This is a genomic window from Streptomyces sp. NBC_00358 (genome assembly GCF_036099295.1).
Lineage (GTDB): Bacteria > Actinomycetota > Actinomycetes > Streptomycetales > Streptomycetaceae > Streptomyces.
Genome location: NZ_CP107976.1, coordinates 3,233,010 through 3,248,385, shown reverse-complemented (window position 1 = coordinate 3,248,385; position 15,376 = coordinate 3,233,010). Strand labels below are relative to the sequence as shown.

At 71.2% G+C, this 15,376-nt stretch carries 13 protein-coding genes; 6 read left to right on the top strand and 7 right to left on the bottom strand.

Going from position 1 to position 15,376, the window contains the following annotated elements; genetic code table 11:
- Window positions 1-60 precede the first annotated feature (60 nt).
- The 3 genes from OHT01_RS13360 to mce form a co-directional block, all read right to left on the bottom strand.
- Entirely contained in the window at window positions 61-996 is a 936-nt protein-coding gene (locus tag OHT01_RS13360; RefSeq protein WP_328553360.1) for a cellulose-binding protein, read from the bottom strand.
- Between the two features lie 182 nt (window positions 997-1,178).
- Window positions 1,179-5,027 (bottom strand): polarized growth protein Scy, encoded by a 3,849-nt coding sequence (gene scy / locus OHT01_RS13355; protein ID WP_328553359.1) that lies wholly within the window; start codon window positions 5,025-5,027, stop codon window positions 1,179-1,181.
- 243 nt (window positions 5,028-5,270) lie between these two features.
- The gene (gene mce / locus OHT01_RS13350; protein ID WP_261707191.1) at window positions 5,271-5,711 is read right to left on the bottom strand and encodes a methylmalonyl-CoA epimerase; all 441 of its coding nucleotides are present in this window, start codon (window positions 5,709-5,711) and stop codon (window positions 5,271-5,273) included.
- A 148-nt stretch (window positions 5,712-5,859) separates the two neighbouring features.
- Here mce and OHT01_RS13345 point away from each other — a divergent pair, with 148 nt between their 5' ends.
- From OHT01_RS13345 to OHT01_RS13335, 3 genes are all read left to right on the top strand, one after another.
- Complete coding sequence (locus tag OHT01_RS13345) at window positions 5,860-7,062, top strand: acetyl-CoA C-acetyltransferase (RefSeq protein WP_328553358.1); 1,203 nt, start codon at window positions 5,860-5,862, stop codon at window positions 7,060-7,062.
- Window positions 7,063-7,102: 40 nt separating this feature from the next.
- A complete protein-coding gene (gene meaB / locus OHT01_RS13340; RefSeq protein ID WP_328558111.1) occupies window positions 7,103-8,059 on the top strand; it encodes a methylmalonyl Co-A mutase-associated GTPase MeaB in 957 nt (318 codons plus the stop codon).
- 462 nt (window positions 8,060-8,521) lie between these two features.
- Window positions 8,522-9,817 carry an MFS transporter gene (locus tag OHT01_RS13335; protein WP_328553357.1) on the top strand — a complete coding sequence of 432 codons (1,296 nt, stop codon included), beginning with the start codon at window positions 8,522-8,524 and terminating at the stop codon, window positions 9,815-9,817.
- A 2-nt stretch (window positions 9,818-9,819) separates the two neighbouring features.
- Here the strand turns inward: OHT01_RS13335 and OHT01_RS13330 are convergent, their stop codons facing one another.
- The 4 genes from OHT01_RS13330 to OHT01_RS13315 form a co-directional block, all read right to left on the bottom strand.
- Window positions 9,820-10,296: a MarR family winged helix-turn-helix transcriptional regulator gene (locus OHT01_RS13330; RefSeq protein ID WP_328553356.1), complete on the bottom strand. Its 477-nt coding sequence runs from the start codon at window positions 10,294-10,296 to the stop codon at window positions 9,820-9,822.
- Window positions 10,297-10,400: 104 nt separating this feature from the next.
- A complete protein-coding gene (locus OHT01_RS13325) occupies window positions 10,401-11,156 on the bottom strand; it encodes an AIM24 family protein (RefSeq protein WP_328558110.1) in 756 nt (251 codons plus the stop codon).
- Between the two features lie 38 nt (window positions 11,157-11,194).
- Window positions 11,195-11,845, bottom strand: a complete 651-nt coding sequence (locus tag OHT01_RS13320; protein WP_328558109.1) for an AIM24 family protein — start codon at window positions 11,843-11,845, stop codon at window positions 11,195-11,197.
- 1 nt (window position 11,846) lies between these two features.
- The gene (locus OHT01_RS13315) at window positions 11,847-12,479 is read right to left on the bottom strand and encodes an AIM24 family protein (RefSeq protein ID WP_328558108.1); all 633 of its coding nucleotides are present in this window, start codon (window positions 12,477-12,479) and stop codon (window positions 11,847-11,849) included.
- Between the two features lie 193 nt (window positions 12,480-12,672).
- Here OHT01_RS13315 and OHT01_RS13310 point away from each other — a divergent pair, with 193 nt between their 5' ends.
- From OHT01_RS13310 to OHT01_RS13300, 3 genes are all read left to right on the top strand, one after another.
- Complete coding sequence (locus OHT01_RS13310) at window positions 12,673-13,017, top strand: DUF3817 domain-containing protein (protein WP_328553355.1); 345 nt, start codon at window positions 12,673-12,675, stop codon at window positions 13,015-13,017.
- Window positions 13,014-13,307 (top strand): MTH1187 family thiamine-binding protein, encoded by a 294-nt coding sequence (locus OHT01_RS13305; protein WP_328553354.1) that lies wholly within the window; start codon window positions 13,014-13,016, stop codon window positions 13,305-13,307. Before OHT01_RS13310 ends, OHT01_RS13305 begins: the two co-directional genes overlap by 4 nt.
- Before the next feature lie 282 nt (window positions 13,308-13,589).
- Window positions 13,590-15,374: a glycosyltransferase family 2 protein gene (locus OHT01_RS13300; RefSeq protein WP_328553353.1), complete on the top strand. Its 1,785-nt coding sequence runs from the start codon at window positions 13,590-13,592 to the stop codon at window positions 15,372-15,374.
- The last annotated feature ends 2 nt before the right edge of the window (window positions 15,375-15,376 follow it).

Here is a 15,376-nt window from a genome sequence, read left to right as displayed (position 1 = left end):
CCTGGTGTCGTGCTGTGCGCCTACCGGGACGGCCATGCGGTCAACGGGACCACCGCATGGTCAACGGGACTGCTGGGCCGGAACCCCACGGGAGATCGGCTCGTCCTCGGCCGGGCCGGTGGCCGCGGCCACCGCGGCGCCCGTGAGCGTCGCGAGCATCTCGCGGACGTTCGTGAGCTGCGCGTTGATCGAGTCGCGACGGTTGGTGAGGGCGGCCAGCTCGCGCTCGGATTCCGAGCGGATGCGGTCGGCCTTGGCGTTCGCGTCGGCCACGATGTCCTCGGCCTGGCGCTGAGCCGTCTCGACCGTCTGGCGGGCGCGGCGCTCGGCGTCCGTGCGCAGCTTCTCGGCCTCCAGGCGGAGCTGCTCCGCGCGGTGCTCGATCTCCGCGAGGCGCTTCTCGGCCTTGGCCTGACGCGAGGCCAGGTCGCGCTCGGACTGCTCGCGGCGCTTGGCGAGGTTCGTCTCGAAGTCGGCGGCGGCCTGGGCGGCCTTGGCACGGGTCTCCTCGAAGAGGGCGTCCGCCTCCTCGCGCTTGGACTGCGCGTCCTTCTGCGCCTCCCCCCGCAGCTGAGAGGCGTCGCTCTTGGCCTTCTCGACGATCCGGACGCCCTCGTCCTCCGCCTTGGACTTGCGGTCCGCGGCGAACGATTCCGCGTCGTTGCGCACCTGCTGGGCCGCCGACTCGGCGAGCTCGCGGTGCTGCTCGGACGCGCGACGGGCCTCCTCGCGCAGGTCCTTGGCCTCCTCCTCGGCGAGGCGGAGGATCTTCTCGACGCGCGCGCCGAGACCCGCGTACGACGGCTCGGCGTCGCTCACCTGGGCCTGGGCGTTCTGCGTTTCGAGATGGAGTTCCTCGATGCGCTTTTCAAGGGCGGTGATACGGGCCAGAGCGCTGTCACGGTCGGAGACGAGCTTCGAGATGCGTTCGTCCACCTGAGCGCGGTCGTATCCACGCCGCACAAGCTCGAAGCCGTAGGGGGAAGTGTCGCTCATGGGGTTCCTGTCGAATGAGACCGGTGAGGTGATAGGTGGAATCCTAGGGGGCAATGCGGTGTGTCATCGAGCGGATACGTGTTTGATCTGGAGAATGACACTCCTTTTGGGTGGCTAGCTGTCGGATGGCTTGCCAGAACCTGTGACAAACCTCCCACAAAGCACGGAATGCCTGCTTCCGGCTAGCTCTCCGACGCCTTGCCGCCCGCGCGGGTGGCCCCCGCGGCCGCCCCCGCCTTCACCGCACCGTCCTTGCCACCCGTCGGCGCCTCGAAAGACTCCAACGCTTCCAGGACATCCTGGACACGGGAGATCTCCACGTTGATGTCCTCACGCCGGCGGACCAGGACCTCCAGGTCGCGCTTGCCCTCCTCGACGGCGGCCTTCGCCTCCTGGATCGCCTCGGACCTGATCTTCTCGGCCTCGGCGACCAGCGAGGACTTCTTCTGCTCGGCCTCCTTGAGGAGCCCCTCGGCCTTGCGCACGGCGGCGATACGGACCTTGCTCGCCTCGGAGTTCGCCTCCGACAGCAGATCCTTGGCCTTCGCGTCCGCCTTGGCGAGCTGCTCCTCGGCGGCCTTGATGAGCGCGTCGCACCGGTCGCCCGCGTTCTTCATCGTCTCGGACGACTCACGGCGGGCGCGCTCGTGCAGATCCTCGATCTCGGACGTGATGCGGTCGCGCAGTTCCTCGGCGCGCTCCCGGATCGCCGTGGCGTCCCGGCGCGCGCCGACCAGCAGCTCGTCCGCGTCCGTACGGGCCCGCTCCACCAGGGTGTTGCCCTCGACGGTCGCCTCCGAGACGAGCCTCTCGGCCTCGCCCCGCGCCACGCCGACCATCGTGTCGGCCTGCGACTCGGCGTCCGCCGTCGTCTTCTGAGCGCTCTGCTGCGCCTCGGCGAGCAGCTTGTCCGCCTCGGACGCCGTCTCCGAGATGAGGGTGTCGACCTGCTCGGCCGCCTCGGAGCGCCGCTTGTTGGCCTCCTGACGAGCCGCGTCCAGGGTGCGCTCGGCCTCCTCGCGCGCCGACGACGTACGCCGCTCGGCCTCCTCCGTCGCCCGCGCCTTGAAGCGCTCGGCCTCGGTGCGGATCCGCTCGGCGTGCTGCTGGGCGGAACCGATCGCCTCGGCGGCCTCGGCGCGCAGCCGCTCCGCGTCACCGGTCGCGTCCGAGATCAGCTGCTCGGCCTTGGCCACGGACTCGGTGCGTACCCGCTCGGCCTCGGCCGCGGTCTCGACCCCGAGCCGCTCGGCCTCCGCCGTCGCCTCGGTGATGAGCGTGTCCACCTGCGCGGCCGCGTCGGAGCGGATCCGGTTCGCGTCCTCCCGGGCGTCCGCACGGGTGCGCGAGGCGTCCTGGTCGGCGTTCGCGATGGCGTCCGACACTTCGGTGCGCACCCGCTGGGCGTGCTCGGAGGCGTCCGAACGCATCCGCTCCGCCTCGGCGATGGCCTCCGCGACCGTGCGCTCCGCGAGGGCGCTCGCGGCCGCCGTCTCCTCGTTCGCCTCCCGCCGCAGGCGCGCCGCGTCCTCGGACGCCCGCTCGCGCTCGGCGTACGCGTCGGCGCGGACCCGGTCCGCCTCCTCCTGCGCCTCGGTCCGCGTACGGTCCGCCACGTGCTCGGCGGCCGAGCGCAGCCCGGTGATCTCCTCCTGGGCCTGCTCGTGCAGCCCTGCCACCGAGTCCCGCACCTGCTGCGCGGTCTGCTCGGCGTTGGAGACCATCTCCGTCGCGCGCCGGTCGGCCTCCTCGACCAGCCGTACGGCCTCGGTCTGGGCCTCCTCGACCCGCTTGCGGGCGGAAGCGAGCAGTTCCTCGCTCTGTTCGCGGGCGCGCTCGCGCTCCTGGTCGGCCTCCTGGCGCGCCGAACCGAGGGTCTCCTCGGCCTCGCGGCGACGCCGGGCGGCCTCCTCCTGGGCGGCGGCCAGCGTCTCGGCACCCTCGGTCGCCAGGCGCTCGGCCGCGGCCTGCGCCTCGCTCCGTACGCGGTCGGCGCTGTCCTGGGCCTCCGACTTCAGCCGCTCGGCCTCCGCCGCCGCCTCCGAACGCAGCCGTACGGCGATGGCCTCGCCCTCGGCCCGGGACGCCGACGCGTCCCCCGCGGCCTCGTCGCGCAGCCGTACGGCCTCGGCCTCGGCCTGTGCCTGGAGCGTACGGATCCGCTCGGCGGCCTCCGAACGCAGCCGGTCGATCTCCTCGGCGGCCTCGCGGCGGATCCGCTCGGCCTCCGCGCGCGCGTCCGTCAGCGCCTGCTCGGCGGCGGCCAGACGCTCCTCGGCCTCGGTGTGCTGCCGGGTCAGTCCTTCGGCGGCCTCGGCCTGACGGGCCGCTATGGCCCGCTCGGTCTCCTCGCGCTGCCGCTCGGCGGCCCGCTCCGCGTCCGCCGCGATCGCCTCGGCCTGCTCGACGGCGTCCGCGCGGTGCCGATCGGCCTCCGCGCGGGTCCGCTCCAGCGTCTCCTCGGCCTGCCGGCGCAGGGTCGTGGCGCGCTCGATGGCCTCGGTGCGGACCTTCTCGCTGTCCCCGGTGGCGGCCTGACGCAGCTCGTCCGCGTCCGCCTTCGCCTTGCCGAGCAGCTCCTCGGCGGTCCGTGCCGCCTCCTCGATCTGCTGGACGGCCTCGCGCCGGGCCTCGGCACGGATGCGCTCGCCCTCGGCGACCGCGTCCGAACGCAGCTGCTCGGCGTCACCGCGCAGCCGGCGGGCCTCCTCCTGGAGCTCGACCGTCTTGGCGCGGTACTCCTTGGTGTCGTCCTTCGCCGTGCCCTTGAGCTGCTCGGCGATGTCGTGCGCCTCGGCGCGCAGCCGGTCGGCCTCGGTCTCCGCCTCGGTGCGGATCCGCTCGGCCTCCTCGGAGGCGGCCTTCGTGGTCCGCTTGGCCTCGTCGGACGCCCGGTTGAGCACGTCCTCCGCGGTACGGGCGGCCTTGGCGAGCTGGGAGGCGGTCTCCTCGGCGGTGAGGCTGCGGGCGCTCTCCTCGGCCTCCGCGACGATCGTCTCGGCCTTGCTGCGGGCGTCCGCGACGATCTGCTCGGCCTCGGACTTGGTGCTCTCGGCCTCCTTGGTGGCCTCGCTGACCAGCCGGGCGACCTGTTCCTTCGCGGTCCGCGTGCGCTGCTCGTTGACCGACTCGGCGCCGGAGAGCGTCTTGGCCGCGGCTTCCTTGGCCTCGCCCAGGACCTTGTCCGCCTCGGCCTGCGCCTCGCGCAGCGCGTTCTCGGCGGCGCTCATCCGCTGCTCGGCGGCCCGGCTCAGCTCGGTGGCCTGACGGCGGGCGTTGTCCGAGTCGCTCGCCGTGGAGCTGCGGAGCTGCTCGGCGTGGTCGGTGGCCTCCTGGGCCTGCGTCGACGCGGCGTTCAGCAGCCGCTCGGCGTCCGTGCGGGCCCGGCGCAGCAGCGCCTCGGCCTCCGCGCGGGCCGATTCGGCGTCGTTGGTGAGCCGCTGGCGCGCCTCGGCGGCGACCCGCTCGGCCTCCGCGCGGGCGGCGGCCAGCGCCTGCTCGGCCTCGGCGCGCGACTCCTCCAGGAGACGGCGGGCCTGCGACTCGGAGCGGGCGCGGAGCTGCTCGGCCCACGCCACGTTCTCGTTGACGTGCGACTCGACGGTCTGCCGGCGCTCGGCCAGCTCCTGGTCGAGCTGCTGGCGACGGGTGACCGCCTCCTGGTGCAGCTCCGCCTGGAGCCGGGCGGCCTGCTCGGCGTGCTCCTGGAGGATGCGCTGGGTCTGCGCCCGGGCCTGGCTGATCTCGCGCTCGGCGTCGACGCGAAGCTGGTCGGCCTGCATCTGGGCATTACGGAGGAGCTGCTCGGCCTGATAGCCGATGTCGGCCCCGTCGTAGGCAGGACGGGTCGCCAGACTGCGGCGCGCCTCATGCAGCTTGGCGCGCAGCACCTCGACCTGATAGCCGAGGTCCTCGGCGTGCTGGACGGCCTTCTCCCGCTCGGTCTTCAGCCGTTCCATCTCGGCCTCGAACCGAGAGAGGTGGTCGACGTCAGCCGCCGGCTCTCGCTCCTGGCGTTCGTAGCCCCGCACTGCGCGGTCCCATCCGTCCCCTGGTCGCATGTAATTCCGAACGAGCACCGTTCTTCCGCCGAACGGGGCCCCCGGGGAATGGTGTCAGATCAACGGCGGAGCACGGGCTGCTGCCCCGACGCTCGCCCCCCGAAACCTGGACCCCGGCCCTTGGTCCCGCTCGCCGGAAGGCGTCGGGACCTCGGCCGTCACCCGCGAAAGGCGACGGCCGACCCCAACCCTACCGGCCCAGATATACGGAGGTCAGTGCTCAGCCGACTCAACCGCCGCCGAAGTGACCAGTTCTGTCAGTACTCCGTGGCAATCCTTGGGGTGGAGGAAGGTGATCCGGGACCCCATGGACCCGGTCCGGGGCTCGTCGTAGAGCACTCGGACGCCCTTGTTCCGGATGTCCGCGGCGTCACCGTCGACGTCGGCGGTGCCGAAGGCGATGTGATGCACGCCCTCGCCGTTCTTGGCCAGCCACTTGCCCACGGCGGAGTCCTCGCGGGTGGGTTCGAGCAGTTGGAGGTAGGAGGCGCCGCCGTCGGACGTCTCGTTGATCTTGAGCATGGCCTCCCGGACGCCCTGCTCCTCGTTGATCTCGGAGTGGAAGACTTCGAAGCCGTACGTCGCACGGTAGAACTCGACAGTGGCGTCGAGGTCGAAACAGGCGATCCCGATGTGGTCGATTCGCGTCAGCATGGAGTCAGTGCAGCGCTCCCGGCGTGGTTACGCAACGTGCGCGCGATCACACTGCGGGCCGGATGACGGGTGGCCTACCGCTCAGTACATTCTCAGTAAACCCTCGTTCACTCCTCGGCTGTGCAAGCCGGTAAGGGGATCGCACCTCATGTCTGGAACGAACAGCAGTACCTCGGTGATCGTCGCGGGCGCCCGAACGCCCATGGGGCGGTTGCTGGGCTCGCTGAAGTCCTTCTCCGGGGCCGACCTCGGTGGCTTCGCGATCAAGGCCGCCCTCGACCGTGCGGGCATCGGCGGCGACCAGGTGCAGTACGTGATCATGGGCCAGGTGCTCCAGGCCGGGGCAGGGCAGATCCCGGCACGCCAGGCCGCCGTCAAGGCGGGCATACCGATGAGCGTCCCGGCCCTCACCATCAACAAGGTGTGCCTCTCCGGCCTCGACGCCATCGCCCTCGCGGACCAGCTGATCCGCGCCGGCGAGTTCGACATCGTCGTCGCCGGCGGCCAGGAGTCGATGACGAACGCCCCGCACCTGCTCCCGAAGTCCCGCGAGGGCTACAAGTACGGCGCCATCGAGATGCTCGACGCGATGGCGTACGACGGCCTGACGGACGCCTTCGAGAACATCGCCATGGGCGAGTCGACGGAGAAGCACAACACCCGCCTCGGGATCCAGCGTCCGGCGCAGGACGAGATCGCCGCCCTGTCCCACCAGCGCGCGGCCGCCGCCCAGAAGAACGGCCTCTTCGAGGCGGAGATCACACCGATCGAGATCCCGCAGCGCAAGGGCGAGCCGGTCGTCTTCAGCAAGGACGAGGGCATTCGCGCCGAGACGACCGCCGAGTCGCTCGGCAAGCTGCGCCCCGCGTTCGCCAAGGACGGCACCATCACCGCGGGCAGCGCCTCCCAGATCTCGGACGGCGCGGCCGCCGTGGTCGTGATGAGCAAGGCCAAGGCGCTGGAGCTCGGTCTGGAGTGGATCGCGGAGATCGGCGCCCACGGCAACGTGGCCGGCCCGGACAACTCCCTGCAGTCGCAGCCCTCGAACGCGATCCTGCACGCCCTGAAGAAGGAGGGCCTGGAGGTCGGGGACCTCGACCTGATCGAGATCAACGAGGCCTTCGCGGCCGTCGCGGTCCAGTCAATGAAGGACCTCGGGGTGTCCACGGAAAAGGTGAACGTCAACGGCGGCGCCATCGCCCTCGGCCACCCGATCGGCATGTCCGGCGCCCGGCTCGTGCTGCACCTCGCCCTCGAACTGAAGCGGCGCGGCGGCGGTGTGGGCGCGGCCGCCCTGTGCGGCGGCGGCGGTCAGGGCGACGCGCTGATCGTGCGGGTGGCCAAGGCCTGACCCGCGTTCGACCGACCGACCTCTCGTGAACGGAGCTGTGATGCAGGACGTCTCCTCGCTGGTGACCCAGGCCAGGGAAGGACGGCCGCGGGCGGTGGCCCGGCTGATCTCCCTCGTGGAGGGAGCGGCACCACAGCTCCGTGAGGTCATGGCCGCCCTGGCCCCGCTGACCGGCAACGCGTACGTGGTCGGGCTCACCGGCTCGCCCGGCGTCGGCAAGTCGACGTCGACGTCGGCGCTGGTGAGCGCCTACCGGCGGCAGGGCAAGCGGGTCGGTGTGCTGGCCGTCGACCCGTCCTCGCCGTTCTCCGGGGGCGCGCTCCTCGGCGACCGCGTCCGGATGTCCGACCACGCGTCGGACCCGGGCGTCTACATCCGCTCGATGGCGACACGCGGTCACCTGGGCGGACTGGCCTGGTCGGCCCCCCAGGCGATCCGCGTCCTGGACGCGGCGGGCTGCGACGTGATCCTGGTCGAGACCGTCGGCGTCGGCCAGTCGGAGGTCGAGATCGCCTCCCAGGCCGACACCTCCGTCGTCCTCCTCGCCCCCGGCATGGGCGACGGCATCCAGGCCGCCAAGGCGGGAATCCTGGAGATCGGCGACGTGTACGTCGTCAACAAGGCCGACCGCGATGGCGCCGACGCCACCGCCCGCGAGCTGAACCACATGCTCAGCCTCGGTGAGTCCCGTCGTCCGGGGGACTGGCGGCCGCCGATCGTCAAGACCGTCGCCGCGCGCGCCGAGGGCATCGACGAGGTCGTCGAGGCCCTGGAGAAGCACCGGGCGTGGATGGAGGAGCACGGCGTGCTGGCCGAGCGCCGGCTCGCCCGCGCGTCCCAGGAGGTCGAGACGATCGCCGTCACCGCGCTGCGCCGGCGCATCGGCGACCTCCACGGCGACCACCGCCTGAGCGCCCTCGCGGAGCGCATCGTCGCCGGCGAACTGGACCCCTACCGGGCCGCGGACACCCTGATCGAGGGTCTGACGGAGAGCTGAGCACGCACGAGGCGGCACCGGGTGGGTCCCGCTCCGGGCGCCCACTCCGGAGCCGTCGTGCGCACCCCCGGGCCGAGGTGCCGCGGTGCGCCCCGGCGCCGTGTCGCACGGCACGGCGCCCGCCGAAGCGGTGCGCACCCGTCCAGCAGGCCGAGGCAGCGCCTCGCACCACCCGCGCTCCTCACCGACACCGCACCGCCCGCCGCCCGCCGGTACTTGGGCTGTCCGCGTGTGTGCTCCCCGAGGGCCGGGCCGGGCGGTGTCGGGCGGGACGGTGCTGGTCCGGGTGGCGCGGCCGGGAAATACCTGGCCGACCTCCGCGGCCGCTGTTACGTTGAGCGGCATGTTCCTCCTCCTGGCATAGGGCCCGCCCAGGCCCGCGACGTACCGGCAGCACTGCGGCTGCCGCGTCGCGGCGATCCGGCGACCCCTGTCCCGCCTCGCTGTTGAGGAACTCCACCCATGTCTGCGTCACCCTCGCGGCCGTCCTACGCCGCGCTCTTCCGCATCCCCCACGCCCGCTCTGCCTTCCTGGCGGCCATGACCGGCCGTCTGTCGTACGGCGTGGTCTCCCTGGCCCTGATGCTCACCACCACCCGCGCCACCGGTTCGTACGCCGTGGCCGGCACGGTCATGGCGCTGTTCGGGGCGACGAGCGTGCTCCTGTCGCCCGTGCGGGCGGCCCTGATCGACTGGTACGGCGCCCGCCGTGCGCTGATCCCGATGGCCTCGCTCTACGGGGGTCTGCTCACGGCGTTCGCGGCCACGGCGTGGCGGCCCGGCGCACCGGCGACGGCGATCGGCGCGCTCGCGGTCGCCGCGGGCGCCTGCACACCCCCGCTCGGCCCCACGATGCGCGCCGTGTGGGGCGAAGTGGTCCAGGACGAAAGGCTGTTGCGGCGCGCCTACAGCCTCGATGGTGTCGTCGAGGAGATCCTCTTCGTCTCCGGACCGCTGCTCGTCGGCGCGGTCGTGCAGGTGGCACCGCCTGCCGCGGCGGTCGCGCTGAGCGCCCTGCTGGTGTGGTCGGGAACCTTGGCGTTCGTCCTGTCCCCGGTCGTGGCGGGCGTCCGCCCGGCCGCGGCGAAGGCGGCGCTCGGCGGGCGCCGGTGGGGCGGCGGGCGCCGCCGGTGGGGCGGACGGGCCCTGGCCCAGCCCGTCGTCGCCGCCCTCGGCGTCGGACTGTCCCTGGGCGCCGTCGACCTGCTGGTCATGGCCTTCGCCGAACAGCATCACCGAGGTGCGGACGCGGTGGCCTGGGTGCTCGCCGCGCTGTCGCTGGGCAGCGCGCTGGGCGGTCTGCTGAACGGCGCGGTCGACTGGCGCACGGCCCCCGGCGTACGGCTGCCGCTGCTGGCCGGCGCTCTGGGCGTCACGCTGCTCGCCGCGGGGCTCGCCCCCGGCCTCGGCACGCTGACGGCGGCTGTCGCCTGCGCCGGTTTCTTCGTCGCCCCGGCTCTCACGACGTCCTATCTGATGGCCGACGCGGCCGCTCCGCCGGGCTTTCGCACCCAGGCCGGAGCCTGGGTCAACACCGCGGTGAACGCCGGGAGTTCAGGGGGCGCCGCCGCTGCGGGCCTGCTGGTGGGCCGACTGCCCCTGGGGCTGTGCTTCGCGCTCTCGGGGGCACTGGCGCTCGTGGCGGCCCTGGTCTGCGTCCGGAGCGCACGGACCCCGCGTCCGGACACGGACGCGGGGCACGGTACGGCCGGGAGCGCGCGCCCCGCCGAAACGGACGGCGCGCAACTCCCGTGCTAGGCCTATGGCTTGCCGCGCTGGCCCAGCAGGTGCTCGGCGATCGGCCGCAGCGACTTGTGCAGATCCTCCAGAGCGTCCGGTGACACCAGGTCGATGAAGTGCCGCCGTACGGACGCCACATGATGCGGCGAGACCTTCTTCATCGTCTCCATGCCGTGCTCGGTGAGGACCGCGTACAGCCCTCGCCGGTCGGACTCGCAGTTCTCCCGGCGCACCAGGTCCGCGTTCTCCATACGCGTGATCTGGTGCGAGAGGCGGCTCTTGGACTGGAGGGTGGCGGACGCCAGGTCGCTCATCCGCATCCGTACGCCCTCCGACTCGGAGAGGTTCACCAGGATCTCGTAGTCGTTCATCGTCAGCCCGAACGGCTGAAGGTCCCTTTCGAGCTGGTACGTCAACAGCCTGTTGACCTCCAGGTGGGTGCGCCAGGCGCACTGCTCCGCATCGGTCAGCCAGCGCGTGGCCGTCTCGGTCTCCATATGTGAAGTCTACCTAAAATGTTGAAAGGCGAACTAGTGAGGGGTTGTGTGACCGTGCGCACGCGTTCGATGCGCGTTCGATGTCACACTCCGCAGACTACCGCTCACAGCCCGAAGCGACGCTGGAGGTCCCCCAGCTGTCCGGGAAGGCGCGGTGCGCCGGCTTGCCCCCCGTGCTGACCGGGCGCCCCTCCCGCGCCGGGCACTCCGGCCTGTTGCGGGACCGCCCCCGTGGCCTGCTCCGCCATCAGGATCTCGGTGGACTGGAGCAGCACCGTGCCGGCCCCCACGAACTCGAACTGGTGCTCCTCCCCGGAGGCCCCTCCGAGGCCCGTCATCGCACGTAGACCGCCCATGACGCCTGTCATGTACCCATGGTCGTAGTGGTGGCACGGGGACGGGCAGTCCGCCCACCCGACGAGGGCCTGCGGGTCCACTCTGATCGGGGGCTCCATGAACACCACCGGACCGTTTGACGCGGCCACGAACTTGCCGTTTCCGATCAGGGTCAGAAAGCCCGGCACGATCGACTGCTTGAGCGCGAGACTTGGCTGAAAAGCGAGCAAGTTGCCAGAGCGAATGGTCAGGTTGCCGTCGTCGAGGTCGTACGAATTCACGTCGAAGGCCCGGTCGGCGAGCAGCATCTTGCCCGAACCCTGCGCCACGACCCAGTCGCTCGCGTGCAGAGGCGAATGGAACGACGTACGGACAAGGCGGTCAAGTCGGCCGTGCCCGATGCCGTTGAACTCCATCGATCCGTAGTAGGCGATCATCTTGCCCTTCTGCAGGAACCACTCGCTCCCCTTGAGCTCCACGCAGAAGGTGTACTTGTTGACGTTGTCGTCGACCGGCAGCGACATCGGATCGTGGATCACCGGGCCGCCGGGGGCTCCGTAGCTCACAGCTTCTCCTCCGAGGCCTGGACGTACACCGAACCGCTCCCGCTCAGCTCCAGCTGGAACGCCTCGCCCGAACCGCGGCCCACCATGTCGCGCCAGCCCAGCGCCGTGGACAGCTTGTTGCGCACGTCGCCGTGGTGCGCCACGTACGCCTGCGGGTCGACGTGCACCGTCCGCTGCGGGGTGACCGGGACCTCGAAGACGCCGCCGTGCGCCATGACGGCCACCGCGCCGTGCCCCTTGAGCGTGGTCGTGAAGAGCCCCTGGCCCGTCACCTGGCCCCGCACCATGCCCATCACGCCGCCCTGCGAGCCCAGGAACATCGTGCCCTGCTGAAGCGCCCCGTCGAACGCCAGCAGCCGGTCCGCCTCGACGTACAGCGTGTCCCCGGTGAGGCTGATCACATGGACATGGTGGCCGCCGTGCCCGAAGAGCACCGTGCCCGCGCCCTCGACGGTCATCAGGGGAGTCGCCTCGTTGGCCAGCCGGCGGCCGATCATCGACATCACCCCGCCCTGCCCGCCCTGGATGTTGGGCGTGAACGACACCTCGCCCTTGTACGCGAGCATCGCGCCGCGCTGACTGAACAGCCGCTGACCCGGCACCACGGTCGCCTCGACCATCTTCGAATTCACCTCGCGGAAGGGCATGTCAGACATCCCCCGCGATCGTGTTGCGCTCGCTGGGCTGCACGTAGACCAGCCCGTCGCCCTCGAAGCGCATCTGGAAGGCCTCGCCACCGCCCTCGCCGAGGAGAGTGCGGAACGTCACACCGGACTGCAGCGACTGCCGCACGTTGCCCTGGTGCGCGATGTACGCCCCCGGATCGACCGTCAACGGGTACCGGTCGCTGACCCGCAGCACCACCGCGGGCCCGTCCGACATGATCGCCGCCTGGCCGTGGCCCTCGACGGTGGTCGTGAACAGACCGTTGCCCTGCGAGGCGCCGCGCAGCCCGGTGAACGTCGTGCCGGTGCGCAGACCGGTGTCCGTGGCGAGCAGGTTGCTCGACTCCACGTACAGCTTGTCCCCCTGAAGGGCCACCAGGTTGATCTCCGAGGCCCGGTCCGCGAACCAGCAGGTGCCGTGCCCCTTCACCTCCATCACCGTCATCTGCTCACCGGTGAGGCGCCGGGTCACCATCCCCCGGATCCCCTCACCGCCCCCGCTCAGCTTCTTGAAGGCCATCTGACCGTCGTACGCGACCATGGAGCCGTTCTTCGCCTTCACGGCGTCCCCGGTCATGTCGACGGCCAGCACCTTGCTGCCCTGAAGTCGAAACATCGCCACAGGTGTGAAGGTAGCCGCAGCGCCGGACGGCGGACAGAGCCCACGGGTGGATCCCGTCCCTGAGCCGACCCCTAGGGGCCCCGGACCCGGGATCCCGTGCTCTGGATGCCACAATGTCCGGGATGCTTGTGCTTGCGTTCACAAGGCAGGCGTTCCCCCCGACAGCGAATCCCACCGAAGGTGACCCGTGGACATAAAGACCGCCACCGCACTCCGCCGGCTCCGTCTGGTCTCGGCCCCCGAAGCCGTTTCCTTCCTGCTGCTGCTCGTCTGCTCGGTGCTGAAGCGGACCACGGACTTCAACGCCGTTCCCGTCATGGGCGCGGTCCACGGTGTCCTCTTCATCCTGTACGTGATCTTCTGGGCGGACGCCTGGAACCGCGCCCGGTGGAGCGCCGGCACCGGCGTCCTCTACTTCGTCCTCTCCGTCCTGCCCACCGGCGGCTTCTTCGCCGAGCGCAAGCTCAAGCGCGAGGCCGAGGACGCGGTCGTCGCCTCCCGCGCCCGCAAGGAAGGGGTCGTGAACGCATGATCGTCGCCTTCTCCGTGACACCGCTCGGTGTCGGCGAGGACGTGGGGGAGTACGTCGCCGACGCCGTCCGCGTGGTCCGTGAGTCGGGCCTGCCCAACCGCACCGACGCGATGTTCACCTCGATCGAAGGTGACTGGGACGAGGTGATGGCCGTCGTCAAGCGTGCCGTCGCCGTCGTCGAGGAACGCGCGCCCCGGGTCTCGGTCGTCCTCAAGGCGGACATCCGCCCCGGCGTGACGGACGGCCTCACCTCCAAGGTGGAGACGGTGGAGCGGCACCTGTCGTCGTGACGGCGGAACGGTCCGACGGGCGGAACGGCTCCGACGGCAGAGCGGTATGACGGCGTGTCGGCACGCCGGGCATGACCTCGGGGCGCGGGCCCCGCACCGAGAACCCCGGTCCCCAGGACCGGGGTTCCTTCGTGCGCGGGACGGCGGGGGCCAAAGACCACCCGCCCGCACGCCCCCCGCACCCGACCGGACGCGCCCCGTTCGACACATCGTCAAAACTCCACTTATGTGTGGGTACCAGCCAGAACGATCACCGGGCACGTTCAACCACGGGAGGGCGATGTGCGGCCCGAGGGCTACGACTACGACACCTGCAGCCGACTCGCCGGACCGCTGACCCAGCCGTCCGGCACGGGCTACCGGGTGCAGTACACCCAGCTCCTCTCGCGGGAACCGCACCGAATACGCGCCATCCTGCTGATGACCCTCGCCCCTGTCGTCACCGGCGCTCTTCTCGTCTACCTCGTCTGGCCCACCCACTGGGTGGACCGCGAGGGCGCCGAGTCCTGGCTGATCGCCCTCGACACCACCATGCTCGTGTCCATCGGTCTGATCGAGTTCTTCATGGTCGTCAACGTCATGAGCATCGCCCACGCCGCGATGGCCGCCCGCGATCCCGTTCCCGTCGTCCCGGAGCAGGGGACCCGGGTCGCCTTCCTGACCACCTACGTACCGGGAAAGGAACCCCTCGCCACGGTCCGCGCCACCCTGGAGGGCGCGCTCACCGTCACCCACACCGGACGCCTCGACATCTGGCTTCTCGACGAGGGCGACGACGAACAGGCCAGAGCCCTCTGCGCCGAACTCGGGGTGCGGCACTTCACCCGCAACGGGGTGCCCGAGTGGAACCGCCCCGAGGGCAGCCACCGGGCCCGCACCAAGCACGGCAACTACAACGCGTGGCTCTCCCTTTACGGGCACGCGTACGATTTCTTCGCCTCCGTCGACACCGACCATGTCCCGCTGCCCGGATTCCTCGAACGCATGATGGGCTACTTCCGGGACCCCGACGTCGCGTTCGTCGTCGGCCCCCAGGTGTACGGGAACTACGAGAACCCCGTCACCAAGGCCGCCGAGTCCCAGCAGTTCCTCTTCCACGCCCTGATCCAGCGCGCCGGCAACCGGTACGGCTCGCCCATGTTCGTCGGCACCAACAACGTCGTACGCATCGCGGCCCTCAAGCAGATCGGCGGGCTGTACGACTCCATCACCGAGGACATGGCCACCGGGTTCGAGATCCACCGGCACAGGAACCCCCGGACGGGCCGGCACTGGCGGTCCGTCTACACGCCCGACGTCCTCGCCGTCGGTGAGGGACCGTCCACCTGGACGGACTTCTTCACCCAGCAGACGCGCTGGTCGCGCGGCACCTACGAGACCCTGTTCAAGCAGTACGGGAAGGCCCTGTTCACCATGCCTCCCGGCCGGCTGTTCTCGTACACCCTGATGCTCGTCTACTACCCGATGACGGCCGTCAACTGGCTTCTGGGCATCATCAGCTGCTTCCTCTTCCTGTGGTTCGGGGCCTCCGGGACGCAGGTCACCGCCTCCGTGTGGCTGATGCTCTACAGCGACGCGGCCGCCCTCCAGATCTGCCTGTACCTGTGGAACCGGCGGCACAACGTCTCGCCGCACGAACCCGAGGGATCGGGCGGCCTGGCCGGCATGGCGATGTCGGCCCTGTCGGCCCCCATCTATCTGAAGTCGCTGAGCGAGGCCCTGATCAGGCGGCCCAGCCGCTTCGTCGTCACCCCGAAGGGCCGCGACGCCAGCCCCGACCGGCTCCGGACGTTCCGCGTCCACCTCGGCTGGGCCGCGCTGCTCGCCGTCTCGCTCGGCGCGTCGGAGGTCCTCGGCCACACCCACGCGGCCATGCGGACCTGGGCGCTGCTGGCCATGGGGATCTCGCTCGCGCCGGTCGCGGTCTGGGTCCTCACCACTCTCAGGGAGCGCCGGACCCGGCCCGCCCTGCCGGCCCCCGCCCGCGCTCACGACAGCGGGGTACCGGTGCCGGCCGCTGCCGGCACCCCCCTGACGGTCACCGGCTCCACGACAGGAGGCACCTAGGC